We start from the raw sequence: 25,973 nt of genomic DNA, 5'->3' as shown, positions 1-25,973 counted from the left end.
CTTGTTCCTCAGCCGCCCCAAACGTTCAACGATTGGTCGGCAGTCCAAACCACCGTCTCTTCCACTTGCCAGTGGCTCACTTCCACAGCGGTTTGTGTTGCATATACCTGTACCCACAGGGCTTGACGGTCGTCAATGGGTACATAATAATTTAAATACGTCTGGCCGTCAATTTCTTCCACCGTGGCAGAGCAATCTTCTGGCAAAACAAAGCCCCCATCATAAGTGGCCACCACAGTGTCAAAAATATCTACCGCCACAGTGTCAGCGGCATAGTAATCGGTAATGGACTGGGCGGATTTTTCTGCCAATGTCCACGCGTTTTGCGCCGTCACCACAGACATCACCGCAAAAATGGTCAAGCAGAGCACCGAAAACACCAGCACCAGAGACGCACTGCCCACGTTCATGCCTTTGGTTGTGGATTTATTCATAGTCGCCACCTCCCGTCACTTGAACGTGCAAGGTGTAAATCAAATCTTCACCCTCTACAACAGCAATGGTGGCCGTGTTGCCGTCAGGGGTACAGGTGAGCTGATAGCATCCATCTTGGGTCACAGTGTTCCAGTCTGCATCATAGCACACAACCACGCGCTCCTCTTGAACAGACCCTGCAAGCAGACTCGCCATCTGCTGTAAATCCCCATGGGTGGCTTGGTAGCAAGCGCCACAGCTGTCAGCCATCATAGCGCCATAGCTTAAATTCTCTGCATTTTTTGCCGTTAGGCTGGCATAGGCGAACATTTGCAAACAAATGGCAGAACAGACAGCAAACAGTACAATCACCATCAGCAATTCCATCAAAAACAATCCGCTTTTGGAAGCGCCTATCTTCCTCATAAGCCGCCCCCCTCTCCACCATGGACTTGGATAAATTGAGTGGCTATGCCACCGTTGCTACCGGTGCAAGAAATCTGCACCAAAGTCTGGGTCACAGCCTCAACTTGCAAATTCTCCACCGACATAATCACAAAGCCAGCCTCTGGCCCTAAGTCTACATCGCTGGCGCAGAATAATTCCATGGCCATACCATTATATTCATATAAATAAGTATTGTACAAATCTCCATCAAAAGATTCTTGGAGCACCAGCGCTGAGCCATCGCCAAACTCTGTGACACTGACCGCCTCTGTACCGCTATAATGGGACACTTTGGTGGCAATATACTGGAGGCAAGTCCGCTCTTGGTAGCTCTGCTCCACAGAGGTGGAAATCCCTTGATAGCTTTTCACGCCCAACATCAGCACCAGCAACATCGCCCCAGTGAATACGCTAAAGAGCACCAAGGTCATCACGGTATCTAAAGAATGTCCTCGTTTCATGCGTCCACCTCGATAATCGTCACCACAGGCATCACATTAGAGGCAAAAATAGAATATTCTACATAGTAGTTGCTCTCATCGATGTGCAAGCCGTAGTATTGTTCCAGATAGGCCAAGCTTTCAGGGTATAGCCCTTCAATGGCATAACAGCTGACAATCGCCCGTGTGATGCTTTCATCTAAAATACGCAAGCGCTCTTGGGCACTGCTTTCCTTGGTGGTTTCCAACCCATAGAGCAAACTCCCCACCACAGCCACAAACACCAGCCCAGAGAGTAGATTTTCTTTGAAAAACGTGGCCACTGTGCCACCCCATTTGCGTCTTCCCATAGACTCACCCTAAAGAAGACATGATGCTGGCCAACGGCAACATCACCGACAACAACACAACACCCACTAAGAGCGACATCACCACCACCAAGGTGGGTTCTACGCTGGCAATGTGCTGTTCCATGGCATCTTGGGCGCTTTGGTCGCATCGCAGGGCAATTTCTTCCATCACGTCATCCGTGGCACCAGTTTTCACGCCTACGCCCAGCATCCGACAATGCAAACTGGAAAAAACACCTTCTTGGCTCATCACAAGAGCAAACGATTCCCCTTGCTCCATTTGTGCACGGCAACGGCCTAGTTTTTGGTGCAACGCTGGATGCTGGGTTAATGTTTGGGCCATTTCCACAGCCATATCCAAATCCAGCCCACTATGTAGCGCCATCGCCAGTGCCGATGCCACCTTAGACGTGGCCACCGACAGACCTAATTTTTTAGAAAACAGCACGCGCTGACCACTGCTTTGCCCCTTGTGCAAGCCATAGCCAACAACAGCCACCAACCCCAACACAACAACCAAAGCCACCAGCCATTGGGCTTTGAGCCAGATGCCAAATTGCAAAACCAAAGCCGCCAGCCCTGTCATACTGCCCCCCAATTGACCGTAAACATCGTTGAACATGGGGAATACTTCCACTATGAGAATCACCAACACCACGCACAGCATGGTCAACAGCACCGCAGGATACACCACAGCACGGCGCACGCTACTGCGCAGTTGTTCTTGGCGACTATAATACTGGGAAAGGCCTTTGAGCCCACGGTCTAAATTGCCCGTTTCCTCCCCCACGCCAATCATATCCACCATGTATTGAGGGAAGTCTTTGGCCAGTGCGTCCTTTAGGCTACAGCCTTCTTCTAACGCCTCACAAGCAGATGTAAGCACAGCCTTGGCTTGACTGTCATGTTCCCCTTCTAATAAAATTTCCATTCCTTCAGACAGGGGAATGCCTGCTTGCAAAATCAAGTAAAGTTCCATACAAAAGGAAGATAAATATCCTGCGTTCATCGTATTTGCTTTCATTGTCACAATCCCCTTTATCAATCGTAATATTACTCAATTTACAGTATAGTGCAAAAAACATAAAAAGGCAAATATATTTTTGCCTAAACGCCGCCGATTCCATCGATTAAATTTTAACTCGCAATTTAATAAGTTTGTCCTTGAATTCTCACAACCGAAGGAGTATAATAAATAAAGTATATTATTTAAAATTTTACTTTATTTCCACGTCAAAGAGGTGACCATATGAAAACCAATCAGCACATTGGTGATGTCATGATTAGCCACGGTTTCATCACCTACGCCCAGCTTTCCGCCGCCCTTGCCGAGCAAGCATCTGGCAATTCTAAACGCATTGGTGAAATTTTGCGTGAACAAAAACTCATCACCGAACACCAACTTTTAATCGCCCTTGGCGAACGATTGTCTTTGCCCGTCATCGATATCACCCAATACAACATTGACCTTGCTGTCATGTCCACCATTCCCAAAATCCTGTGCCAGAAATACTGCATGATTGCCATTTCCGCCACAGATTCTGTTGTCACACTGGTGGTCAATGACCCATTGGACTTTTATGCCATTGAAGATTTAAAGTCCTTTTTTGATAAGCAATGTGAATTGCTCATCTGCGAACGCGCCGCCATTTTAGATGCCATCAACCGCTCATACTCCGAAGTGGAAACCCGTAGCGTGGCCGATGTGGCCAGCGGTAGTTTCACCACCATCGACGCTGTGGTAGAAGATTTCTCCGTCAGCGATGAGCACGCGCCCATTGTCAATTTGGTCAACTCCATTGTGATAAAAGGCTACTTAGAAGGGGCTTCCGACATCCACTTTGAGCCCTTCGAGCGCCACTTCCAAGTGCGCTTGCGTGTGGATGGCCAATTGTTAGATTACATGGATTTGGAAAAGGGTCTGTCTGCCTCTATGACCACCCGTATCAAAATCCTTGCCGACCTTGACATTGCCGAGCGCCGTATCCCCCAAGATGGCAACTTCAAGCTCTTAATCGAGAAAAAACCTGTGGGCATCCGTGTGTCCACCATCCCCACTCCCTTCGGGGAGAAGCTGGTGCTTCGCTTCCTCTCCCGTGAAGTGGCCTTGGACAATGCCGAGCACTATGGCATGAGCCCCCAAAACTATGAAAAAATTGCCAAAATCCTGAAAAATCCCTATGGCATGATTTACATCACCGGCCCCACGGGTAGCGGTAAAACCACCACGCTGTACATGATTGTGGAAGAGCTTGCCAAGCATCCCATCAACGTCAGCACCATCGAAGACCCTGTTGAACGCTCTCTCCCTCGGGTGAACCAAACACAGGTCAACCCCAAGGCTGGTTTCACCTTCCAAAACGGCTTGCGCGCCTTGCTCCGTCAAGACCCTGACGTCATCTTGTTAGGGGAAACCCGTGACAGCGAATCGGCACAAATCGCCGTTAGCGCCGCCATCACCGGTCACTTGGTGCTCTCCACCTTACACACCAACGATGCCATCAGCTCTATTGTCCGTTTGAAGGACATGGGGGTGCCCAGCTATCTGGTAGCCAACTCTCTGGTGGGTGTTGTGGCGCAACGTCTGGTAAAAAAAGTTTGCCCCATCTGCAAAGAAACTTATCAGGCCACCGACCGTGAACGTGCCATTTTGCCCTCTGCCACCACTTTGGTGCGAGGCAAAGGCTGTAACGCCTGTGGTCAATCTGGATACAAGGGCCGTATCGCCGTCCACGAAATCGTGGAAATGGACAGAGCCATCCGCTCCATGGTGGCAGACAATGCCCCCTCTGGCGACATTTACAGCTATGTTCATGACAAGGGCGACACCAAAACCATTGCCGACAACATTGCCGAATTGGTACTCTCTGGTGTCACCAGCATGGAAGAATACGAGAAAAACGCCGCCCTCATCATATAAGGGTACCTCTCAAAACCGTGGCACACTCTGGTTTTAAGCGCAACCCTTAAAAAGGAGACATATCATGATTAATGGGATTATCCAATACGCCCGTAGCAACGGATGCTCTGACATTCATCTCACCCATGGCCTACCCCCTGTGTTTCGCAGAAACGGCAGTATCTTCATTGGGTATGATATTGGTTACGATTTAGCGAGCACTGACAGCGACACAGTGATTGACAGTCTGCTCACCGATGCCCAACGCACCGCCCTATCGCAGGGACAAGACATCGACTTTTGCTACGCCACACCCTTTCTGGAGCGCCAACGGGTCAACGTGTATCACCAGCAAGGACATCTCTGCGCCGCCATCCGCATTTTAAACACTGTCATCCCTAGCTTTGAACAGCTCCAACTGCCATCCGCCATCCGTTCTCTGGCAGAACTACCCAGCGGTTTGGTGCTGGTGACTGGGCCAACCGGCAGTGGTAAATCCACCACCTTGGCGTCCATGATTGACTACATCAACGCCAATCGCAGCTGCCACATCATCACCATGGAAGACCCCATTGAATATCTACATACCCACAACAATGCCATCATTCACCAACGGGAAGTAGGCAAGGATGTCAGCGATTTCGCCACCGCCTTGCGCAGTGCTTTACGGGAAGACCCAGATGTGATTCTGGTGGGGGAAATGCGAGACTTCGAAACAGTCTCCGCCGCCATCACTGCCGCTGAGACAGGGCATTTAGTCCTCTCCACCCTCCACACCACTGGTGCCGCCAACACCATCGACCGCATCATCGATGTGTTCCCTGCTGGTGGCAAAGAGCAAGTCCGCTCCCAACTATCCACAGTGCTCCGCGGCGTTGTGACCCAACAGCTGTTGCCCACCTTCGGTGGCACAGGCCGCTGTGGCGCTTTTGAAGTGCTCCTTGGCACCGACGCCGTGGCAAACCTCATCCGTGAAAACAAATGCTTCCAAATTCCCTCACTGTTGCAAACTGGCCTCAGCGATGGGATGTGCTCCATGAACTACGATTTAGCACGACTGGTGTCCAATGGCAAGGTCTCTACCGAAACCGCCTTGGCTCACTCCCCCAACAAAGCAGAATTACTACGCTTTCTCGGCGGTTAAATATATTGCATAAGCAAAAAGGAGATATGTTTCTATGAAAAAGGTTCTGAAAAACAAAAAAGGCTTCACGCTGGTGGAATTGATTGTGGTCATTGCCATTTTGGCAGTGCTGGCCATGATTGCCATCCCCACTTTCTCTGGCATTTTAAACGATGCCACCGACGCAAAAAATGAGTCAGAAGCACGCAACGTGTTCTTGCTGGCACAAATGGAATTCATTGAAGCATCTGTCAGCGGTGAAACCCCTGACTATACCGACCTTGCTACACAAGCAGGTTTGGATGCCTCTGTTTCCATCGTGGTCACCTCTGATACCGATGCCATCACCTCTGTCACTGTAGATGGTTATACCTATCCCACCGTAGATTAAAAAGCCACCTCACAGGGGATTGAGCAAGGCCATTTGGTTAAGAACTACATGGCAAGTAAACGGGAACAGGACCCGTGAAAGAAGTATGGCGCAATCGTTTTTGCACTTTATTTTTTCACGATTCACCTTTACTGATTACTGATTACTCATTCCCCTGCTGGTCTTTTATAAGGAGACATCTATGCCTTATCACCTATTGGTCTATGGCATTGTCTATGGCATTGTCTTTGCCATGGGCGCATCCATCGGCAGCTTTGCCAACGTGGTTATCTATCGTCTGCCTCTGGGCATTGACATGGTAAAAGGGCGCTCATTTTGTCCCAACTGCCACACCCAAATTAAAAATCAACACCTAATTCCCCTGTTGAGCTACTGGTTTTTACGGAGAAAATGTCACCATTGTGGCGCTTCCATCCCCCTGCGCTATCCCGTGATTGAAGCCGTTGGCGGTGGATTGGCCTTGCTGGCAGTGTTTGTCTATGGGCTCACACCGTTAGCGCTGTGTGTGTTTGCGTTGGGGGCGTTGCTGTTGGTGGTGGCTGTCATCGACATGGACACCATGGAAATCCCCGACAGCTTAGTGGTGTGCCTTGGGGTGTTAAGCATTCCCTTTGCCCTCTGCCAAGACCCACCCACATTGGTTTCTCGTGGCATCGGGTTTTTGGTGGTCAGTGTGCCTATGCTCCTGTTGACCATGGCCATTGCCAATGCCTTCGGCGGTGGTGACATCAAGCTCATGGCCGCCTGTGGGTTGATTTTAGGGTACCAAAACACTCTGTTTGCCATGTTTGTGGCTGTGGTTTTGGGTGGTTTTTTTGCCATGTGGCTGTTGCGCCAACAAAAAGTAGGCATAAAAAGCCAACTGTGCTTTGGCCCATTTTTAGCACTGGGTGTGCTCGCTGCCCAATTTGTGGGCACCACCTGCATCACATGGTACCTAGGCTTATTTTCTTAAACAAGGAGTTCTGTAATGCCAAACTATTCATACAAGGGAAAACGGCTGGATAACAAAGCCGTCAAAGGCACCATCTCTGCCACCTCCCCCAACGATTGCTACACCAAGCTCAGAGAGCAAGATATTTTTGCACTGACTGTCCGCGAAGTGGGGGCGAAAAAGGCAGATTTATACCGCTTGAAAACCATGGAGCTGGCAGATTTCTGCCGCCAAATCGGCACCATGCAGTCTGCTGGTATCACCATCATCAAGGCGGTGGAAATTCTCCGCGACCGCACTAGCAAGCGCTCGTTGCTGGGGGTATATAACCAACTCCACGCCTTGATTTCCCAAGGCAACACCATCACCGCCGCCATGGAACAATCCAACGGCCCCTTCCCTGAATTGCTGATTAATATGTTCAAATCTGGGGAAGCCAACGGTCAATTGGACGAAGTTGCCATTAAAATGGCCACCTATTACGAGCACGAACACCACGTGAACGTGAAAATCCGCAATGCCACGGCCTATCCCTCTGTACTGGCGTTTATCACCGTGGCCATCACCATCGGGCTGTTCACCTTGGTGCTGCCCCAAATGTTCACCTTGATTGAAAATTCTGGTGCAGAGCTTAGCTTGCTCACCGTGATTATCTTCGGCATCAGCCAATTTATACTGTCCTACTGGCCCATCTGTGCCATCGGTGTGGCGGCACTGGTTTGCTTGGTGTTGTATTTCATCCATATGCGCCGCATGGCCTTTGACCACATGAAAATCACCATGCCTAAAATTGGGCGGTTGCTGATTATCATTTACACCTCTCGCTTTGCACGTACCATGAGCTCTTTGTACAGCAGTGGCGTGTCCATGCTAGACGCTGTGGAAATGAGTGCCAAAACCATTGGCAACAAATACATTGAAGCCCAATTTGGTGAAGTGGCACAAAAAATTCGCAGTGGCCAACCGCTCTCCCGTTCTGTAGACGGGGCAGATGGGGTGGATAGCAAGTTGGTTTCCTCTATCTATATCGGGGAGGAAACAGGGCGCCTAGACCAAATGCTCAATGCCATCTCTGAGGAATATGATTACGAAGCCTCCGCCGCCATTGACCGCATTATCTCTTATTTGGAACCAATCATGATTATCATAATGGGACTTGTTATCGGCACTGTCATCGTGGCCATTATGCTACCGATGATGCAGATGTACACCGCCTTTTAAGTGAGGAGAACTATGAAACACTATATTTACATTAAAAATGATGAGATTCAGTTGGTGAGTAAAAAAGGCAAAGACTACACCTACACCACCGTCCCTGTGCAACCTGGCGCCATTGTCAACGGCGTAATTATGCGCCATGAGGACATCAAGCAAGCCATCTCCCAACTCAGCCCCATGCCCAAAGCTGTCACCTTGGTGGTGGACAGCACCAACATCATCATCAAGAAAGTGGAAATGCCCAAAATCTCTAGCAGTCAATTAGACCAAATGATCAAAGGGGAATTTGACCTTTTCCAACGGGAAGATAAATACCTCTTCGATGCCAATGTGGTGGAGCAAACGGCCACCACCATGAGCGTGCTGTGCTACGCTGTGGCCAAGGACTTTTTAGACGGCTATCTGTCTATTTTCAAAGACCTGAAAATTAAAATCCGACGCATTGACACGGTGATGAACAGCGTGATTAAATACGTAGCCACCGTGCCCACCCTACAAAGCCAAACCTTTGTCCTTAACATTGTGGTGGGGGACAATCTCCTGTCCATTCTCTTTGAGCAAGGCAGCTATAAGTTCTCTAACCGTAGCCGTCTCATGGGGCAAGATAACTCTGCCATGTACAGCCAAAACCTGTTTGCACGGCTGTCATCTATGGTGCAGTTCAGCCAATCTGAACGGTCTAAATTCCCCATTGGGCAAAGCTATTACATTGGCGTTCCCCAAGAACAGCTGGCTCACTTGTCTGTGTTCATGACTTCTGCTGGCAGTGATATTGAACCGTTGATGTTCCCCAACGGCGGCTTTGACCTACCCTATTTTGCCCCCTATATGGGTCAATTGGTCAACAAACGAGACGTAAACCTGCTGGTGAACAAGCAAGAGGCACGCCAAAAGCAAAAAGTGCGCAACGGGCTTTTGATTCGCGGGCTGATTCTGGTTGTTCTTTGCGGTGTGCTGGCCTTCCGTGGCTACACCATTTATCAAGAAGACAAACAGCTCCAAAGCCAAATCGACACTTTGAATGCCTACTTCCAATCTGAAGCTGTGGCCACAGAGTTGCTCCACTACAACACCCTCCAAGGCGAAAAAGACAATTTAATCGCCCAAAGTGATGAATTTTTCCTTTTAGACAGCCAACTCCAAGGCAACAAGCGTTTTGACAGCAATTCTCTCACTACCCTCTTGCAAGAAGACCTAATCATCAACTTCACCTACAACATTTCTGGCCAAAGCCTTGAAATCACTGGTTCTGCGCCTTCTAGCGCTGTGGCTGTTGCCTACATTGAAGCCTTGCGTGAGACAGGCTATTTTGAAAACCTGCGCTACACTGGCTATTCCAAAGAAGAATCTGGGGTCTCCCCTGCTGGCACCAGTATTTTGACCGTTACATACGAGTTTGTGGCTTATGCCCAAATCCCCGCCCTTGAAAGTGAGGTAGCAAATGAAGCTGAGTAAACGCGAACAACTGCTGATTACAGTGGCAGTATTGCTCATCATCGTGCTGGGCTACCGCACCTTGGTGACCCCCTATTCTCTTGGCGTAGAAGAAAAAACCGTCCAACTTGAATCCCTTATCAACGACCAAGTGTTGACGCAAACCAAAATCTCCTCCATCTCTGATTTAGAGGCCTATTTGCTAGAAGCAGAAGACACTTTGAGCAAATCTCGCTCCTACCTTGGGGTTTACCAAGAAGATGAAACCTTAGACACGGTGTTCTCCTCCATCGCTCAGCGCTATGGGATGGATGTTTTGAAACTAAGCATCTCTGACAATGTGTCCACCTTCCAAACCGTTGAAGACACTGAAGATGTACAACCTTTCACCGCCAAAAATGTGGACATTTCCATGACGTGCAAGCAAGCTGGCACCGCCTTGGATTTAACCTCTTTTATCAACATGGTGATAGAAATTTCTGCACGACCTGACACCGTAGTGGACTCTATGAGCTACTCTGTTTCCACCGATGCCAGCAACACTGCTTACAAAAACCTAGACTTTGTGATTTCTACTGTGGTATTTATGGAGTATCAGGAGGATTAATGGGCATCTTGAAATATTTACGCAATCAGCGAGGCAGTAGTTTGGCTACCACTTTGATTGTCATATCGGTGCTGTCTGTGTTTGTGGTGGGCTTCCAATATGCGATTTACGCCTATGGCGTGCGCACGCTCACCCTCCACGATGAATCCCAAGCCTATCTATATGCCCGCAGTGCTGTGTTGGCCTTAGGGGAGGAATTGGCTGAGGAAAGCGCGGCAGAATGGGCTGTGATTGAGGCTTTGCTGGAAATTGAAGAAGCCAGAGCCGCTGCCGCTGCCGCAGACCCAGAAGGCTATCCAGATGGGTATACCGTCCAAGTGCCTGATATGACCCCCAAACACCCTGTACTCTTGCTAATGAGCGAAGAATTAGAAGACTATGGTGACAGCATCACCTTTGACAATGCCGCGTTCCAAGGGGCTAACTACAATGGCAACACCGAGGACACTGGCACCCTGTCTATGACCATCACCTATCAGGATGTGAACGCTTATGTGATTTCTGCCACATCCACTGTGGGCAACTGCGACGAATCCGTGTCGTTCCTGCTCTACACCAATGACTCTGTGTCCATCCCAGACGATGTACAACCTCCAGCAGTGGAGGAAGAGGAAGAAGAGGACGACGAGGCTTACTCCATCAAATTGGCTTCCATGGTGGGCTTCACTGCCCCTACGATGCCCATGATGTACACCTTGGATTTAACCTCTGCCACTCGCTTTTTCTCTTATCTGCCCATCTATCTCTATGATGTGGGCCGATACAGCGCATCCAACACCACCATTTACTGCCCCTACAGCATTTTCATCACAGGTAATTTCGCCATCAGCAACAGCAGTAATTTGGTCTCTGGCGACTCTATCATTTTAAAATCAGGCACCACTGGTGACCCCATTGCCACCAACAGTAGCATTTTTGTCAAAGATTCCATCAAAATCTTAGGTGGCTCCATCGACTCCAGTGCCCTATACAAATTCAGCTCCTTCCCCTCTACGTATACCGTTACCCAACCCGTTTGGGTGTCTGCGGTGCGCAATGTATCCACCTATACCAATGCCGCCACAGCCAGCAGCTGGAACACCAGCCCCAATGGCGAAAACTTGACGGTATATGCTTGGGATGGTGGGTGGAACGGCAGCACCTTGACCGTCAGCGCTGACATGAATGTCAGCGCCTCCAACCCAGTGTACTTTGTGATTCAAGAAGGACAATCCATTAAAATCACTGGTAGCACGGGACTTGGCTGTCACTTCTACATTGAAGAAGGCGGGGAATTGATTTTCACCCAAGGCACTACCTCTGGCTATATTTACGCCGAGCCTGTCATGGGCACCCAAAAAACCGATTTGTACAGTGCGCTCCAAGCAAAAATTGATGCCAACGGCGATAGTGGCACCATGCAAAGCATCATCTCTGCCTACCAATCCGACATCGCCCGTGTGCAATTGGCCGACTCTGGCACCTTCACTGGGTCGATTTCTGGCTGGTTCCAAACCAATTACTACACCACCAGCTCTAAAAGCAGTCTTTACACCAAGCTGGTTTATGCTGCACCATTGGACAGCAACTACACCGCTTTCTATACTACCTACGGCAACAATGGCACCACCGTCACTGTCACCGACTCCTCGGCTGACATCGGTACCGCCGATGGCTCCACCCCCGGTGCAACGACGACCACCCCCTCCACTGGGCGAGAGAGCGACTATTTGGTGTATAATTTGCAACAATTTATAAAGGAGTGATGCGATATGCCTCTTAACAATACCCGTGGCAGTACCCTCATTGAAAATATCGTCTCCCTCTGCTTGCTCACCTTATTTTCCGTGCTCTTGATGGGGATTTTCTCCAGTGGCATCACTGCCTTTGGGGAAATGCGTGAGCTACACCAGACCATTTCCGAAAATTATTTGGAAATCGAAACCGACGACAACCTTTCTACCAACACCAACAGCGGTACCGTCTTAAAGCTAGACGACGGCGTGGAAATCCAAGGCGCCTATATCTATTCTAGCAACGGTCTGTTGGGCGAATTCAAGCGCACCAACTAAGGAGGTGGCCAACATCAAAAAACAGATTCAACACCTCCTAGGCAACCAAAAGGGCTTCACCTTAATCGAGCTATTGGTGGCCATGTGCATCACCGTTCTTCTAGGGGCGGCCGCTGTGGCAATTTTCCTATCGTCTAGCCAAGTCTATTCCAACACCATCATCCAAAACGAGCAACAGCTGATTATGGACGGTGTCACCGAATACTTAAACGATTCCCTGCGCTACGCCATGGCACTGGACGATTACAGCCCCGGGGAGTCCGTCCCCTATGAGATGACTGCCATCTGGTGTGAAAATGGTAAGCTGTACTCTACCGACCATTATGTCAACAGCCAAGATGCACTGGTATTCGACTTCCAATCACAAACCAACCAGTCTCTAGACATCGCCTTTTCCTATGACGGCAGCGGCATTATCACCGCCGACATTTGCGTCACTTCCACCGCCAATGCTGAAAAGCAAACCGCCTACAGCCAATCCATCCGTTTGCTCAACCTAGACTTTGGCTTCACCGCCCCCAGCGCCACCATCTCTGGCGACACAGGTATCGCCTTCCACAATTAAACCCATTAAAAAAAAGAGGAAGTATAAAAAGTGGCTCGCCACTTTTTATACTTCCTCTTTTGCTTTATTTATTTTTGCCTTATTGGTTCAACAACTTGATGAACTCATTTTCTGGCAAAGGTCTGTTGAAGTAATAGCCCTGCCCCACATCACAACATAGATTGTGCAAAAATTCTTCTTGCGCTCTAGTTTCGATGCCTTCTGCCACAGTTTCCATATTCAGCTTTTGAGCCATCTGCACCACGCATTTGATGATATGACCCCCACGGGGATTGCCAATGGAGTCCACAATAAAAGCACGGTCGATTTTCAAAATATCAATGGGCATATTTTTCAAACGACTTAACGAAGAAATCCCAGCACCAAAGTCATCCATGGAAATGGTGATGCCCTTGGATCGCAAATTTTGAATCCGACCCAAGCTTTCCTCAAACTGTTCCACAAAGGCTGTTTCTGTGATTTCCAAATCGATTTGTGAATGGGCAATGCCATGTTGGTCAATGATGTTCAAAATACGACGATCAAAGCCACTTTGCATGATGGTAACACCAGACAGATTCACCGAAATCTTAGGCGCATCTGGGTGCGTTGCCACAAAAGCACAGGCCTTATCCAACACATAATAGTCTAAGTGCTTAATAAAACCATTGCGCTCAAACAAGGGGATAAATTTATCTGGCGGAATCATTTTCCCATGGCGCATCCAGCGCACCAAGGCCTCTGCCCCCACCAATTCGCCAGTGGACAAATTGATTTTAGGTTGATACAACAAGATAAATTCTTGGTCATCCAGCGCCTTTGCCATATTGGCCACAATGTCATTGTTGGAAATACGCAAGGTATCCATTTCAGGAGAAAATTTATGAATGGTGGTGTCAGCCGTCCCTTTGCCCAAATAGCGCGCCATATTGGCACAGTCAATCATAAAGTTTAAGTCCAGATTTTTATCGCTGACCTCATACAGCCCAACGCTAAAAGTGATGTTATACATATCGCCTAGGAGATTTTTCAGCGCCGCAAAAATATCGCCAGAATGATCTTTGGCTAATTGGAATTTCCCATCAATCATATCTTTACGCGTCAAAATCAGGAAATTATCTGCGCTGGGACGGGCCACAGCGGTCCCTTTTTCGCAAAATCCCTTGATGCTCTCACCCACTGTGCACAGCACCTTCGAGCCGTTTTCATAGCCAAAAAACTCATTGATGTATTTAAAATTATCAATATCCATAGCCAAAATTACATAATAACCATTGGGACTTTTGGCAATGAGCCGTTTCGCTTCACTGGTAAATTTATGTTGGGTGTAAAAGCCTGTCAATCCATCACGATTGACAATTAAAGCTAGTTTTCTGCGCTGGTGATAAATGCTACCTATCACCGCAAACGCCGTCAACACCACCGTCGCAAGAAGACTTGCGGTATGTTCTTTCATCAAATCCCACAAGGTAGGTGCGACGGACGTGGTAGCATCTGAGTGGCGCAACACCGAATCACTCACAGCCGTTTGATCCAGTTGGGCAATGACCTTGTTGAAAATCTCAATTTTTTCATCGGTCAGGCTGGTGGGAAAATGGCTGTCAAGTTTAAATCCGCCCCTAAAGAACTGGATTGAAAACTCAAATCCTCAAACGCATCACGGATGATATTCAAGGTGGATGAGGTGATGATGAAGCTGTCAATTTCCCCTTGGTTATAGGCCTCTTGCATTTGAATAATGTTGTCATATTCAAAAATTTCTCGGCCATAGATATGGTCTTCCACTTCAACTTCTGTAATGCCATAGTAAGCCAAAATACCAATGTTATCAATGGTTTCCCCATCCATGGTACGATCAATGAGCATAAACGGCAGTGTGCAATAGGGGGTGCTGTCTATCAAATTCTCATTGTCCACCCCAGTGATGGACAAAAAGGCAAAGTCCATGCTCTGTAGCACTTCCTCACTGGTCGTGCTATCCACTTCGATAATTTCATAGTTGATGCCAGCAATCTCAGCCATCATTTCAACCACATCTAAGGCAACCCCCGCCAGCTCCCCTTGTTCATTTTTATAGGCCACAGGGCTGTAGAGGTTTTCTACACCCACTGTATACAGTTCTTGCGATTGGAGAATTGCAAAGTCCTCTGCTGAAATATAGTGGACGTTGCTGATGGTGTAGTTATAATAAGTCAAATAGAGTTGCTCTTGGAACATAAATTCGCTTTTTTTCAACCGCTCCATAGCATAGTTTAATTCTTCGATTAAGGCCTCGTTGCCATAATTGGTCACATAATAAAAATCCAAAATCCCTAAGGTAGCCACAGGCACCAAATCTGTGACGGTTTGCAGTGACGATGCCAAGCACAAATCACAGCCTAAATTCTCCAAAGCAGACTCATAATTGTTGTCTGTGAAATACACAATCTCCGCATCTAAGCCATATTCGTCTAAAAAGTCATGCAACATATACTCATTGGGATTGTTGACTTGCACAGCGATTTTCTGGCCGTTGATATTGTTATAATCAGCGTATGTGACACTTTGCCCACTAAGTGTGGACAAGAAAATCATATTGTCCCCAAAGCTACTATCTGGATAGCCATAGAGCTCTGCTCCTGCCTCGCTATAAGTGGTAGGGCCTAGAATATCCAGCTCTCCACTTTGGAGCATGGCCTTGCCTTCTTCCCATTCGCAATAGACAAATTCCAGCTGATAGTCTTCTTTGGTGTACTTGAAAATTTCCGTCAAATACTCGTAGCCATAGCCTTCTGCGCCCTTGATAATGGGGGATTTGACGGTGCCATAATTGAGCATATAGCCCACTCGAATCACCGTGGGCTCTGTGTCTGCTGCTGCCACGTTCATCACAAAGCAACCCAGCACCACTGCCACAGCAATCACAAGCATATGCAATTGTTTCAATCTCTGTTTCACGGACACACCTCCATTCAAGCAAGCTGGTCAAAAATCTTTTCCAGCCTAAAATAAGTTATTCTAGGACAATAAAATCAGAAAAATTCCGGTCTTTCTCTGGAATAAAATTAACAATTTCTCTAATATCAGTGGAGGATACAAAGACGCTTTTTTTACCATCATAACTAATGAGCTTAGACGCGGTTACCAACACATCCAAATTCAGCTTCTGGTTGTGAATGATCATTTTCACCTTTTCATGGGCTGGATTTTCACGCAACACACGCAAAGGGCAATCTGCACATTCACAATCATTGCCGCGCAGCACATGGTAACATTTTTTCCCCACCTCTGCCTCTGGCACCAATTGACGGGTCACGTCGTTGAGATATTTTAAAGTGTGCTCTTCTGTATCCACAATGTAGGCGTAGAAATTCAAAGCATCCAACACCTCTAAATTGTCTTTAGAGTGACTTTCCACGGTTTTTAGCGCCTGTTGATACGCCAAGAACTGGGAAATAATTTTGCTGGCGTACATCAATGTGCTGATTTCACTGGGGCTCCAAATCCGCTCTGACGTACAATCATCAAAGCCGATAGCGTAGTTCACAATATCGTTTTTCTTCACAAAAGACAGCAAGAACGACTTAATTCCTTGCATGGCAAGGGTGTCATGGGTCACAGGATCTTTCACCGCGTCTAGCTCGTTGCAATAGAAAATCCCGTCAGCATTGGCATTGCCAAACAGCTCATCAAATTCAGACTTATCCACGTTTTGTAGAAAATCTCTTTGTGGCGTAATGCCATCTCGGCACCATTCATAAGTGTTGTCATAGGTATCGTCGGTTCCAGCTTGCAATTCAAATATATAACAGCGGTCTACATGGTAATATTCGCCAATGTATCCCAGCACCGACATCACAGAGGCTTCATACTGCTCATTTTCAAACAGCAAGTTAAACGTATCCATCGCCACTTCTTTGTCAAAGAAATGAGACAGGGCACGGTCTGCCACGTCAAAGGGCGTGGTGTTGATCATAGTGCCTTTTATCAGGGCTTGATGGAACACGGTAAAGGTGTTTTTACCATTGAATTTTGAGTGATACAAGGCCGAGTCAGCATTTTGATAAATGTCATCATAGGTGTGTCCATGACGGGGATAGGTGGCAACCCCCACACTGCCAGAGATGCGATATTGGGTGTTTTTGCCTTGATACGTGGTGTCCAGTGCGGTGAGAATTTCCTGCGCTTTTTTCTCAATCAATTTCTCATCGTCCACGTGCTTCATCACCACGGCAAATTCATCGCCGCCAATGCGGCCAATCCAATCGGATTCTCTGAAAATGCGCTTGAGCTTGGCAGAGATTTCCTTGAGGACAATGTCCCCAAAAAAGTGACCCAAATTATCATTGACCGCTTTAAAATTGTCGATATCGATGATAAAAAATGTATGCTGGTCGTTGGAATAGGCAAATTGGGGGTTCATCAACGCCTTGGCAAAACCTTCAAAGGCCCCTTTATTCAAGCAGGAGGTCAACATATCTTGATTGGCCTTATCTGTCAAATCTTGGGTTTGTTGGATATTGTTAATCTTCCCCACAGCAGAAATGGGTTTGCCAGTCTCATCTTTTAAGATGGTGTACTGGGCATGATACCACACGATAGTGCCGTCAGGATAGTGTAAGCGAAATTTGATGGGGTCTTGAATACCCTTGGTTAAATCAGCCACAGCTTGGGCAAACAGTTCTTTATCCTCATGGTATATTAAGCTGGATTTTTCCACCAAATTGATGTAATCGGGTATAATTTCACGGCTTTTAAATTGTTTGAGATTATTGCCTAAAAACATCACCGTGGTGTTGATGATATCAATTTTGAAAAAGATATCCTCCGTAAATTGCGCCCCATAATGATACAATTCATAATCAACGGCCATCTGCTGGGCAGACAGTCCTTCCATTGGCGTATTCATGCAGGACTCCTTTCTTCTGTCAAATTCAGTACAGATTTGGGAATTTATACATAATTAGTATATCTCTTTTCCCGCAAAAAGTCAATCCAAAAAAAACAGGCGACTGTATGATTACAGCCGCCTGTTTCGGTATGTTACACTGGTAAATTATGCCCAAATATCGCCCATGGTAAATCCTTCTTCAAAGGGGTCAGTGGGGTCTAGCACAAGATTGCCATACCCATAAATCCAAGAGCAACCTGTGATGGTGGGAACGACAGCCTTGAAGCCAGCTTCCTCAACTTCTTCAACCAAACAGCCCTCATATACCACGCCAAGCAAGCCTTCATGGCGGAATTTCTCCCCAATTTTCAGCTCGCCCTTAGCATACAAAGCAGCCATTCTAGCGCAAGTACCTGTGCCACAGGGGCAACGATCCAATGCACCAATCCAAGTGGAAGGATTATCAAAGTCCACCTCGCCACTGGCCACGGTAACAGCATTTTTCACATCAGATTTTTCAGGATTTGGTGAAGGCCCAAACAGTTGAGAAATGGTAATTCCCACGCCAGGATATTGTGGATGAGCCACAGGAAGTTGATCCTGTGCAGCCTTCAAAACCAAAGACGACACCCGTGTAATTTCCCGTCCCATCTCTGGGGTCAGCTCAATCCATGGGAATTGTCGCACATCTGCCATAGCATAGAACATACCGCCCCATGCCACGTCCACGATTACTTTTTCCACACCATGTCCGATATGGGGCACAGTAATTTCCACACCAGTATGGACAGCAAATGCAGGCAGGTTCTTAAAGGTTACTTCAGTGGCCTTGCCGTTTTCACATTTTGCCTTGATGCCAATCAGGCCAGCAGGTGCTTCTAAGTTAAATTCAGTATAGGGCTCCTGCATGGGAATCATACCAGTCTCTAACAGCACTGTAGCAACAGAGATGGTATTGCCACCAGACATCATGGGATACTCTGTTTGTTCCATGATGATGAAACCAGCGGCGGCATCAGGATGTTTGGGGGCACTAACACATTACAGCACATGGGGGGATAGCCACGTGGTTCGCGGAGTAAAAATTTGCGAAGGCCATCATCGTGAAGGCGCAGATGTTCTTCCATTTCGTAGACACTATTGCCGGGGATATGGGGCACACCACCTGTGACAACACGCATGGGTTCACCGTCGTGGGTTTCCACTACATTGATTACTTTTTTGAAGCTCATAATTTTTTTCCTCCTTAAATTTTTATGGTTTTAAAATACTAGGTTACACAGATTCGTCTGTGATAGAAGATGCTTCGATACAGCCTGAGTTAGGCTCTTTGGAGCAACGTGCACCATATTTAAACAGAACCACAGCACACATAATCAAAACGATGCTTTGTAGCAAGCCAACAAGGGTAAACATACCCTTAACAGAATTGATACCGCCTGTTGCCACCAATGTGTAAGCAGTTGCGCCCAACAGACAACCCACTACGATTTTTTGCTTTTTGGGTGCCTCAGCCTCTGCTGATAGGCTTTGAACCGATAGGGTTGCTGCCACAGAAGCCATGGGGTCAGCCAGTGTACAGAAACTAAGTGTCACAGTGCATAGGAAGAGAATGGTAATAATACCGCTAAATGGCAGGGTTCCCAAAATTTGGAATACGGTGGATTGCATACCAGAGGTATTAACAGCATTCCAAACATCTAGAACGCCAGAGGTTTGCAGATAGATGGTTTGACCGCCGAATACGCCAATCCACAAAATGCAGAAGAAGGAGGGGACGAGAATTTGAACCAGCATAAAGGTGCGGATGGTGCGGCCACGACCCATACGAGCTAAGAACATACCGATGACAGGTGCATAGACAATGAAGGATGCCCAGTACTGCACAATCCAGTCAGCAAACCATGTGTCGTCTGCGGCCAGAACATTCATCAAAGTAGTTTGGGTGCCCCAGTTATCTACCATAAAGCCAATGGATTCGGATGTAATCTTGGTGATAAATTGCTTGTCGCCAAAGATAAACACATAAATCAGCAGGAAGAAGAAGAAATACATACAGGTTGAAGAAATCAGCTTTAACCCTTTGCCAATGCCCGAGACACAAGAAAGAATAAAGATAAATGTAATAAAGATAGCCGCAAATAGCCATACAACAGGAGATTGGGCTACGCCAAATGCCGCCTCAAGGCCAGCACCGATTTGCATCAAACCAACGCCCATAGAGTTAGATGTAGCACCCATCAGGCAGAAAATAACCATACCAGTAATCAGGGTGTTCAACCATGGACGATGATGACCAGTTGCCCCGTCAACAATGGTGGAAATAGAGAGACTTTTTTTCTTGTTATAGCAAATGAGTGCAAATGCAGCACCGCAGATGGCATACATACTATATTGCACAAAGCTCCAGTCCCACATAGCCTGTGCCACTGCAAAAATAGCTGCTTCACGGCTACCTGCCTCTGCAATGGCGGTAGGTGTGGTCATAAAGTGATAAATGGGTTCGCCCATGGCCCAAAACAGCAGGCCAGTACCGATACCAGAACAAATAGACATAGCACACCATGTGGTCATAGTATACTCTGGCTTTGCATCACTGCCACCAATGGTCACATCGCCGTAACGGGAAATAATAAAAACAACAGCAAGAAACACAAATGCCATGGACAGCAAGTTCATGTATGCGCCGAAGTAGTCAGCCATACCATAGAGCAGGCTGGTCATCAGCGCACCTACAGCATCTGTCCAAAAAATGCCACTGAGAACAAACAGCATGAGAATAATTACGGGGGGTAAAAAGGCAACCCAATTTACGCGTCTATCTTCTTTAAATTCATTATTCATTTCATTTTCTCCTTTTTCACACTATATTTATTTAAATTTTAACAGCTGTAGCATAATTGATTAGTAATACACATCAATATAATCTGCATCTGCAAAAAACTCCACCTCTTTTGCAGTTTCCAGTTTTTTGTAGTCTTCTTCGCTCAAATCCACAACAGGAATCATCTTATCGTAAAAATGTGCCGCAATCAAAGGCCCTGTCAGCAAAACGGGGTCTGTGGTAATATTCACCATGGCCGCAGGAGCGGTTCCTTGGCGCACCATCTCCATCAGTGTGGTGCCAGCGCCACTGCTGCCTTTGCCGAATGGGAACACAAAGATTTTGCCCGACATAGAGACGCCAAAATTGCCGTGTCGCTTATCGGTGACAATGCCAGTCTCACGCTCTACACCACCCCAGAAACTAAAGGGGTCATTGGAATAAAGAACTTCTGCTCTTGTGGCTCCGCTGAGTGCATATTTGCACTGAATCCTCACTTTCTCCATGGTTTTACCTCCTTCACCACTCTGCCTGCTACAGCAGATTCTACGCATTCTGTCAAACTACCGAATACAGGTTGGATTCCAGTAAGCCCAAAGCTATATGTCCCGAATTTACCCGAGTTAGACATCATACTCCGCACGCCACGTGCCTTTGTACGGAATTCAAGGGCACAGCCTTCTTTGTAAACTTTGATACCCAATCGGCTCAAATCTTCGTAGACACCTGCATCCATGAGACGGTTAGCAATATCTCGACCCACTGTGATGTTGAATTCTAGCTTATCGCTGACTTTGCGCCCATCAAACAGTTGAACAATGCGACGGCAGTCATCATAAGACAGATGTGGACATCCAAGCAAAATCACATCAAGGTCATCCGAGACATCTCGATTATTCAAAGTCTCTTCTGCTTTGCGGATGCTATCCAATGTGATGATTTCTTCATACAATGGCTTTTTACCATTGAATGCCATTTCTTTTGTCTGTGCCTCAGGCGTTACCCCGATCATATGATAGAGTGCAATGCCACCAGAAGAAGCTGCCGTGGCACTAAAATCACGCAAATTTTCACTTCTAAATTTAGTAGGCATTCCTTCGATGGCCCACACCCGATTCCCAACAATAGAACCGTATGCGTAGGATATCAAATTCCACAAACTATCATCTTCAAACCACTCTGGTTTAAATTCATCGCTCAACTTTACCAAGCCCTCGGCATAACGGTTTTCTTTGACATGAAGTCCGGAATAAGGAACGCGACCTGCAATACCACCCAACAGTTCCAATGGGCCAGCATAGCGGTTGGTGCGAGCGCCGATGACGGAGTTATAATAACAGATAACATTGGATTCTGCCGATACAATCTGTTGCCCAAACACAGGCTGTACACAGGATTGATAAGGTGCACACGTCCATGTGGGGATGGCACCTAACTTGACATGAGCGGCCTCCATACGGCGAATCGCATTCATGATTTGGGGCTCAAAGCCTTGCTCATACCATTTTTGCATATCGATGGAGCAGGCATTCGTTGTAGTGGGTACGGCCATTTTGGCGCCTGAATTTCCCAGAAATTCAATAAAATCCGCAGCGGCCTCACCCATATATACAGCGTTATCGCTGTGACATAGTGTTACCTCTACGAATTCCTCTACACCTTCATGTTCAGCCAAAGCGCAAAGAACTTGAAGCGACTTTTGCCGCATCTCGCCATGTTTCCCATCTAGTATCTCTTGTTCATATGTTGTTAATTTCACGTTATCCCCCATTTCTACTACATTACAATATCGAATCGTTGTAAGATTGTCTATTAGTCCTTCCTCAGGGTCACCACAGCGGCTTCTATATCCGTCATGAACGCATTGTCGCTGCGTTTCCACCCATAAGAACCAGTGTCAATGGTACGCTTACTGCGGTTTGCAGGTTTTTCCCCTTCACCTCCTTTTAATCTGATTGCAAACACAGGCCACGCTCCATCCCATAGAATCCATTTCCATCGTGGATTTTCATCATCACGCCAAACATTAATTCCCTTAATGTGGAACATTGGATTCCTTAATATGGAATGTATATAATTTACATTATACAGTAAAATAAAGATGAACGCAATATGAATTCGTTATTTGCATACCAAAAAAACGACAAAAAAACCCATATTAATTCATATAAACTCACAAATATCGCAAGATGATAAAAATAATCTAAAATATATATCTCAATATCAAAATGTATACACGTAAAATGAAACGCATTACATTATTTGTAAAATATATAAAAATTCTGCACAAACGCCTTTATTTAAACATATATTTACACAAACAAAATGAAAGCCCCAGATTCTCAAGCTTACGCTGAAAATCTGGGACGCTTCAAAAAATACAATATCTAAATAGCACACCAGCGGCACATAATGAGCCAGTGACAGGAAAAACCCCAAAAATATACAGGTTGTTCGCCTTTGCCGCAAACAACCTGTATAGGTGGATATAGTGGTCAAAAAAGATGTGCCCCTCCCGAAATCGCAACCGTTCTCCGTCCCATACCGTTTCACTCTTCACTATTACTTTATTACTTCCAAAAAATCCAGTACAACGTAGTGAAAAGTGAAGAGTGAAAAAATAATAAGTAAAAAATCCGAAGTAGATAAATCTACTTCGGATTTTTTGCCCTTACCGCATAATTGCGACAAACGCAAAAAGCCAGTCATACCAACGGTTTCAGCCGTTTTACCCCTCTGAAACAGGGCTTATTTCACTGGAAAATCGCCCTCATTTTCAGTCCCTATAAAATTCATGCTACATTAGCGACAAATGGCTAAATGCCAGTTTTACAATCAAATAAGCTACAAAATAAGGTCAAGGAAACTTGGCCTTATTTTTATGCCCGAAATTATTATCAGAATGGAGGTCTGATTATGCTTGCAAAAACCATAGCCATTGCGATGCAAAAAGGTGGCACCGCCAAAACACTAACGGCGGCTAGTCTTGGCATCGGATTGGCACAGGAGGGGAAGAAAGTCCTGCTGGTCGAGTGCGATCCGCAGGGGTCACTTTCCATCAGCTTGGGGCACCCTCGCCCCGATGATATGTCCACCACGTTGGCGACGCTGATGGGGAAAGTCATTCAAGACGAGACCATCGCCCCACGAGAAGGTATCCTCTCCCACGCAGAAGGGGTGGACTTGCTCCCAGCTAACATTGAACTGTCTGGCATGGAGGTCTCTCTTATCAATGCCATGAGCCGTGAAACCATTCTAAAGCAATACATCAACACCGTCAAGAGGGATTACGACTTTATTTTACTTGACTGCTCCCCTTCGCTGGGGATGCTCACCATCAATGCCCTTGCCGCCGCTGACAGCGTGATTATCCCCGTACAGGCACAGTATCTTTCTGCAAAGGGGCTGGAACAGCTCTTGCAAACCATCGCAAAGGTACGCAAACAGATTAACCCCAAATTGAAAATTGACGGAATGCTCCTCACCATGGTGGATAATCGCACCAACTTCTCCAAGGAGGTCAGCTCCTTACTTCGTGACACCTATGGTGGGAAAATCAACGTGTTTGACACCGACATCCCCTATTCCATCCGTGCGGCTGAAACCACCGCAGAGGGCAAGAGTATTTTTGCCCATGACCCCAAAGGCAAAGTTGCCGAGGCATATCGAAATTTGACCAAGGAGGTATTGAAAATTGAAAAGCAAAGACAGAAAGCTAGAGCTGGCCTCAGTCGATGATTTGTTCTCCACCCAAGAGAGTCGAGACGATGCCCAGCGAGAGAAAGTGACCCAACTTCCATTGGAGGAGTTACGTCCCTTCAAAGACCACCCATTTAAGGTAAAGGACGATGAAGCAATGCTAGAGACCGTAGAGAGTGTGAAATTTTACGGGGTGCTTGTTCCTGCCCTTGCCCGACCTCACCCAGAGGGTGGCTATGAGATTGTATCTGGGCACCGTCGTCACCGTGCATCCGAACTGGCTGGACTGGAGACCATGCCCGTCATCGTCCGTGATATGGATGATGACACTGCCGCCATTATTATGGTTGACAGCAACTTGCAACGTGAAAATATCCTTCCCAGTGAGCGAGCCTTTGCTTACAGGCTAAAACTGGAAGCGATTAAGCGACAGGGCGAACGGTCAGATTTAACTTCTCGCCAACTTGGCGAGAAGTTACTAAGCGTGAAATCGGTAGCTCAAAATGCCCCCGATAGTCAACGACAGATTCATCGTTATATCCGTCTCACTGAGCTTATCCCAGAGCTATTGGATATGGTTGACGAGCGTACAATCGCCTTTAATCCTGCCGTGGAATTGTCCTATTTGAAGCCAGAGGAACAAGAGACCCTACTGGATGTCATGGATGCAGAGCAAGCCACACCGTCCCTCTCTCAAGCCCAGCGATTGAAGCGTTTCAGTGCCGATGGCAACTGCACCTTTGAGGCCATGAGTGCCATTATGAGCGAGGAGAAGAAGCCCGAACAAGCAAAAATTTCTTTTGCCAGTGATACAATCAGCAAATACTTCCCAAAAAGCTACACCCCCGAAAAGATGCAGGAGACCATCTTGAAGCTGTTGGAGGGCTGGCACAAGAAGCGGACACAACAGCAGGAGCGATAATTTTTTGAAAAGGAGTCACATTTATGGGAATAGGTAAACGAATCAAATATTTTCGGAAATTGCGAGGTATGACCCAGCAAGAACTTGGTTGTGAAATCGGGTTTTCAGAAAATACGGCAGATGTCCGCATTGCACAATACGAAGGCGATTGCCGCAAGCCTAAGAAGAAAATGATTGGAGAATTAGCACAGACATTGGCAGTCCACCCCCAAGCTATCAGCCCACTAGAAGTAGAGACCCGAACAGGTCTTGCACACACGCTGTTTCTGTTGGAGGATATGTACGGACTCACTGTAAGCGAACTTGATGGCATCTTGTGTTTGCAACTGAGCAATCCAGATACAGATGATGGCGAATTTCTAAGCCGATTTTTTGATGATTGGCTCGACCAGCGTGAGGCTGTTATCTCGTGCGAAATTGACACCGCAGAGTACAACGATTGGCGATACAATTATCATAGCGACATGACTGATATTGGCAATATTGATGACCACGAAACTGGTATAAGTTGGTTTCAATCAGCAGTCGCTACGCTGTCAGACTTGGTGGAAGCATTAGAATTACAAGCAGCAGAAAACCCACATCTCGACCTTGAACTGACGATAGGAGAACGCATCAAAATATTGAGAAAAAAACGCAATCTAACTCAAAAAGGACTGGCAAAGCAAGTGGGCGTGAGCGAAATCACTATCCGAAAGTATGAGGCCAATAAGTTTGAGCCCAAAATCGTTACGCTAATGGCTCTAGCGAGAGCTTTGGATGTGGGTGTCTCTGAGCTTGACCCTTGGCTAATAGGGCTGTAAAAC

25 protein-coding genes and 1 pseudogene are annotated in these 25,973 nt (G+C 47.0%); 13 read left to right on the top strand and 13 right to left on the bottom strand.

Going from position 1 to position 25,973, the window contains the following annotated elements; genetic code table 11:
- Nucleotides 1-8: 8 nt before the first annotated feature.
- From RFF05_RS16355 to RFF05_RS16335, 5 genes are read right to left on the bottom strand one after another with little or no spacing between them, the layout of a single operon-like run.
- Nucleotides 9-434: a hypothetical protein gene (locus RFF05_RS16355; RefSeq protein WP_409968078.1), complete on the bottom strand. Its 426-nt coding sequence runs from the start codon at nt 432-434 to the stop codon at nt 9-11.
- Nucleotides 427-840, bottom strand: coding sequence for a hypothetical protein (locus tag RFF05_RS16350; RefSeq protein ID WP_409968077.1), 414 nt, complete (start codon nt 838-840; stop codon nt 427-429). The genes RFF05_RS16355 and RFF05_RS16350 overlap by 8 nt, the downstream gene beginning before the upstream one ends.
- Nucleotides 837-1,322 (bottom strand): DUF4860 domain-containing protein, encoded by a 486-nt coding sequence (locus RFF05_RS16345; protein ID WP_409968076.1) that lies wholly within the window; start codon nt 1,320-1,322, stop codon nt 837-839. The genes RFF05_RS16350 and RFF05_RS16345 overlap by 4 nt, the downstream gene beginning before the upstream one ends.
- Nucleotides 1,319-1,651, bottom strand: coding sequence for a hypothetical protein (locus RFF05_RS16340; RefSeq protein WP_409968075.1), 333 nt, complete (start codon nt 1,649-1,651; stop codon nt 1,319-1,321). The genes RFF05_RS16345 and RFF05_RS16340 overlap by 4 nt, the downstream gene beginning before the upstream one ends.
- A gap of 4 nt (nt 1,652-1,655) precedes the next feature.
- Nucleotides 1,656-2,630 (bottom strand): type II secretion system F family protein, encoded by a 975-nt coding sequence (locus tag RFF05_RS16335; RefSeq protein ID WP_409968074.1) that lies wholly within the window; start codon nt 2,628-2,630, stop codon nt 1,656-1,658.
- A 270-nt stretch (nt 2,631-2,900) separates the two neighbouring features.
- Between RFF05_RS16335 and RFF05_RS16330 the strand changes: the two genes are divergently transcribed.
- The 10 genes from RFF05_RS16330 (at nt 2,901) to RFF05_RS16285 (ending at nt 12,873) form a co-directional block, all read left to right on the top strand.
- Nucleotides 2,901-4,571 carry a GspE/PulE family protein gene (locus RFF05_RS16330; protein ID WP_409968073.1) on the top strand — a complete coding sequence of 557 codons (1,671 nt, stop codon included), beginning with the start codon at nt 2,901-2,903 and terminating at the stop codon, nt 4,569-4,571.
- A 64-nt stretch (nt 4,572-4,635) separates the two neighbouring features.
- The gene (locus RFF05_RS16325; protein ID WP_409968072.1) at nt 4,636-5,694 is read left to right on the top strand and encodes a type IV pilus twitching motility protein PilT; all 1,059 of its coding nucleotides are present in this window, start codon (nt 4,636-4,638) and stop codon (nt 5,692-5,694) included.
- A gap of 34 nt (nt 5,695-5,728) precedes the next feature.
- Nucleotides 5,729-6,064, top strand: a complete 336-nt coding sequence (locus tag RFF05_RS16320) for a type IV pilin protein (RefSeq protein ID WP_409968071.1) — start codon at nt 5,729-5,731, stop codon at nt 6,062-6,064.
- 181 nt (nt 6,065-6,245) lie between these two features.
- Nucleotides 6,246-7,019 carry a prepilin peptidase gene (locus RFF05_RS16315; RefSeq protein ID WP_409968070.1) on the top strand — a complete coding sequence of 258 codons (774 nt, stop codon included), beginning with the start codon at nt 6,246-6,248 and terminating at the stop codon, nt 7,017-7,019.
- A 15-nt stretch (nt 7,020-7,034) separates the two neighbouring features.
- Nucleotides 7,035-8,219 carry a type II secretion system F family protein gene (locus tag RFF05_RS16310; RefSeq protein WP_409968069.1) on the top strand — a complete coding sequence of 395 codons (1,185 nt, stop codon included), beginning with the start codon at nt 7,035-7,037 and terminating at the stop codon, nt 8,217-8,219.
- Between the two features lie 12 nt (nt 8,220-8,231).
- Complete coding sequence (locus RFF05_RS16305; protein WP_409968068.1) at nt 8,232-9,671, top strand: hypothetical protein; 1,440 nt, start codon at nt 8,232-8,234, stop codon at nt 9,669-9,671.
- Complete coding sequence (locus RFF05_RS16300; RefSeq protein WP_409968067.1) at nt 9,658-10,257, top strand: hypothetical protein; 600 nt, start codon at nt 9,658-9,660, stop codon at nt 10,255-10,257. The genes RFF05_RS16305 and RFF05_RS16300 overlap by 14 nt, the downstream gene beginning before the upstream one ends.
- A complete protein-coding gene (locus RFF05_RS16295) occupies nt 10,257-12,002 on the top strand; it encodes a hypothetical protein (protein WP_409968066.1) in 1,746 nt (581 codons plus the stop codon). Before RFF05_RS16300 ends, RFF05_RS16295 begins: the two co-directional genes overlap by 1 nt.
- Nucleotides 12,003-12,008: 6 nt before the next feature.
- Nucleotides 12,009-12,308, top strand: a complete 300-nt coding sequence (locus RFF05_RS16290) for a hypothetical protein (protein WP_409968065.1) — start codon at nt 12,009-12,011, stop codon at nt 12,306-12,308.
- 4 nt (nt 12,309-12,312) lie between these two features.
- Entirely contained in the window at nt 12,313-12,873 is a 561-nt protein-coding gene (locus tag RFF05_RS16285; protein WP_409968064.1) for a PilW family protein, read from the top strand.
- 79 nt (nt 12,874-12,952) lie between these two features.
- Here RFF05_RS16285 and RFF05_RS16280 read toward each other — a convergent pair whose 3' ends face one another.
- The 8 genes and pseudogenes from RFF05_RS16280 to RFF05_RS16245 form a co-directional block, all read right to left on the bottom strand.
- On the bottom strand, nt 12,953-14,374 hold the full coding sequence (locus RFF05_RS16280) for a putative bifunctional diguanylate cyclase/phosphodiesterase (RefSeq protein ID WP_409968063.1): 1,422 nt from the start codon (nt 14,372-14,374) through the stop codon (nt 12,953-12,955).
- A 56-nt stretch (nt 14,375-14,430) separates the two neighbouring features.
- Nucleotides 14,431-15,789, bottom strand: coding sequence for a substrate-binding periplasmic protein (locus RFF05_RS16275; RefSeq protein WP_409968062.1), 1,359 nt, complete (start codon nt 15,787-15,789; stop codon nt 14,431-14,433).
- A gap of 55 nt (nt 15,790-15,844) precedes the next feature.
- On the bottom strand, nt 15,845-17,740 hold the full coding sequence (locus RFF05_RS16270) for a diguanylate cyclase domain-containing protein (RefSeq protein WP_409968061.1): 1,896 nt from the start codon (nt 17,738-17,740) through the stop codon (nt 15,845-15,847).
- A 147-nt stretch (nt 17,741-17,887) separates the two neighbouring features.
- Nucleotides 17,888-18,903: pseudogene (locus RFF05_RS16265) on the bottom strand (proline racemase family protein).
- Nucleotides 18,904-18,997: 94 nt separating this feature from the next.
- On the bottom strand, nt 18,998-20,566 hold the full coding sequence (locus RFF05_RS16260) for a BCCT family transporter (RefSeq protein ID WP_409968060.1): 1,569 nt from the start codon (nt 20,564-20,566) through the stop codon (nt 18,998-19,000).
- 60 nt (nt 20,567-20,626) lie between these two features.
- A complete protein-coding gene (locus tag RFF05_RS16255; RefSeq protein WP_409968059.1) occupies nt 20,627-21,052 on the bottom strand; it encodes an aconitase X swivel domain-containing protein in 426 nt (141 codons plus the stop codon).
- Nucleotides 21,040-22,305 (bottom strand): aconitase X, encoded by a 1,266-nt coding sequence (locus tag RFF05_RS16250; protein WP_409968058.1) that lies wholly within the window; start codon nt 22,303-22,305, stop codon nt 21,040-21,042. Before RFF05_RS16250 ends, RFF05_RS16255 begins: the two co-directional genes overlap by 13 nt.
- A gap of 53 nt (nt 22,306-22,358) precedes the next feature.
- Nucleotides 22,359-22,511 (bottom strand): hypothetical protein, encoded by a 153-nt coding sequence (locus tag RFF05_RS16245; protein ID WP_409968057.1) that lies wholly within the window; start codon nt 22,509-22,511, stop codon nt 22,359-22,361.
- 951 nt (nt 22,512-23,462) lie between these two features.
- Here RFF05_RS16245 and RFF05_RS16240 point away from each other — a divergent pair.
- Genes RFF05_RS16240 through RFF05_RS16230 form a run of 3 tightly spaced genes read left to right on the top strand, consistent with a single transcriptional unit; the run spans nt 23,463 to nt 25,970 of the window.
- Nucleotides 23,463-24,284 (top strand): ParA family protein, encoded by an 822-nt coding sequence (locus RFF05_RS16240; protein ID WP_409968056.1) that lies wholly within the window; start codon nt 23,463-23,465, stop codon nt 24,282-24,284.
- On the top strand, nt 24,241-25,167 hold the full coding sequence (locus RFF05_RS16235; RefSeq protein ID WP_409968055.1) for a ParB/RepB/Spo0J family partition protein: 927 nt from the start codon (nt 24,241-24,243) through the stop codon (nt 25,165-25,167). The genes RFF05_RS16240 and RFF05_RS16235 overlap by 44 nt, the downstream gene beginning before the upstream one ends.
- Nucleotides 25,168-25,190: 23 nt before the next feature.
- Complete coding sequence (locus tag RFF05_RS16230) at nt 25,191-25,970, top strand: helix-turn-helix domain-containing protein (protein WP_409968054.1); 780 nt, start codon at nt 25,191-25,193, stop codon at nt 25,968-25,970.
- Nucleotides 25,971-25,973 lie beyond the last annotated feature (3 nt).

Source organism: Bengtsoniella intestinalis (assembly GCF_039719005.1).
Classification (GTDB): domain Bacteria; phylum Bacillota; class Clostridia; order Oscillospirales; family Oscillospiraceae; genus Oscillibacter; species Oscillibacter intestinalis.
Note: the sequence above shows the minus strand (reverse complement) of the source record. Positions and strands in the feature narration are given on the sequence as shown.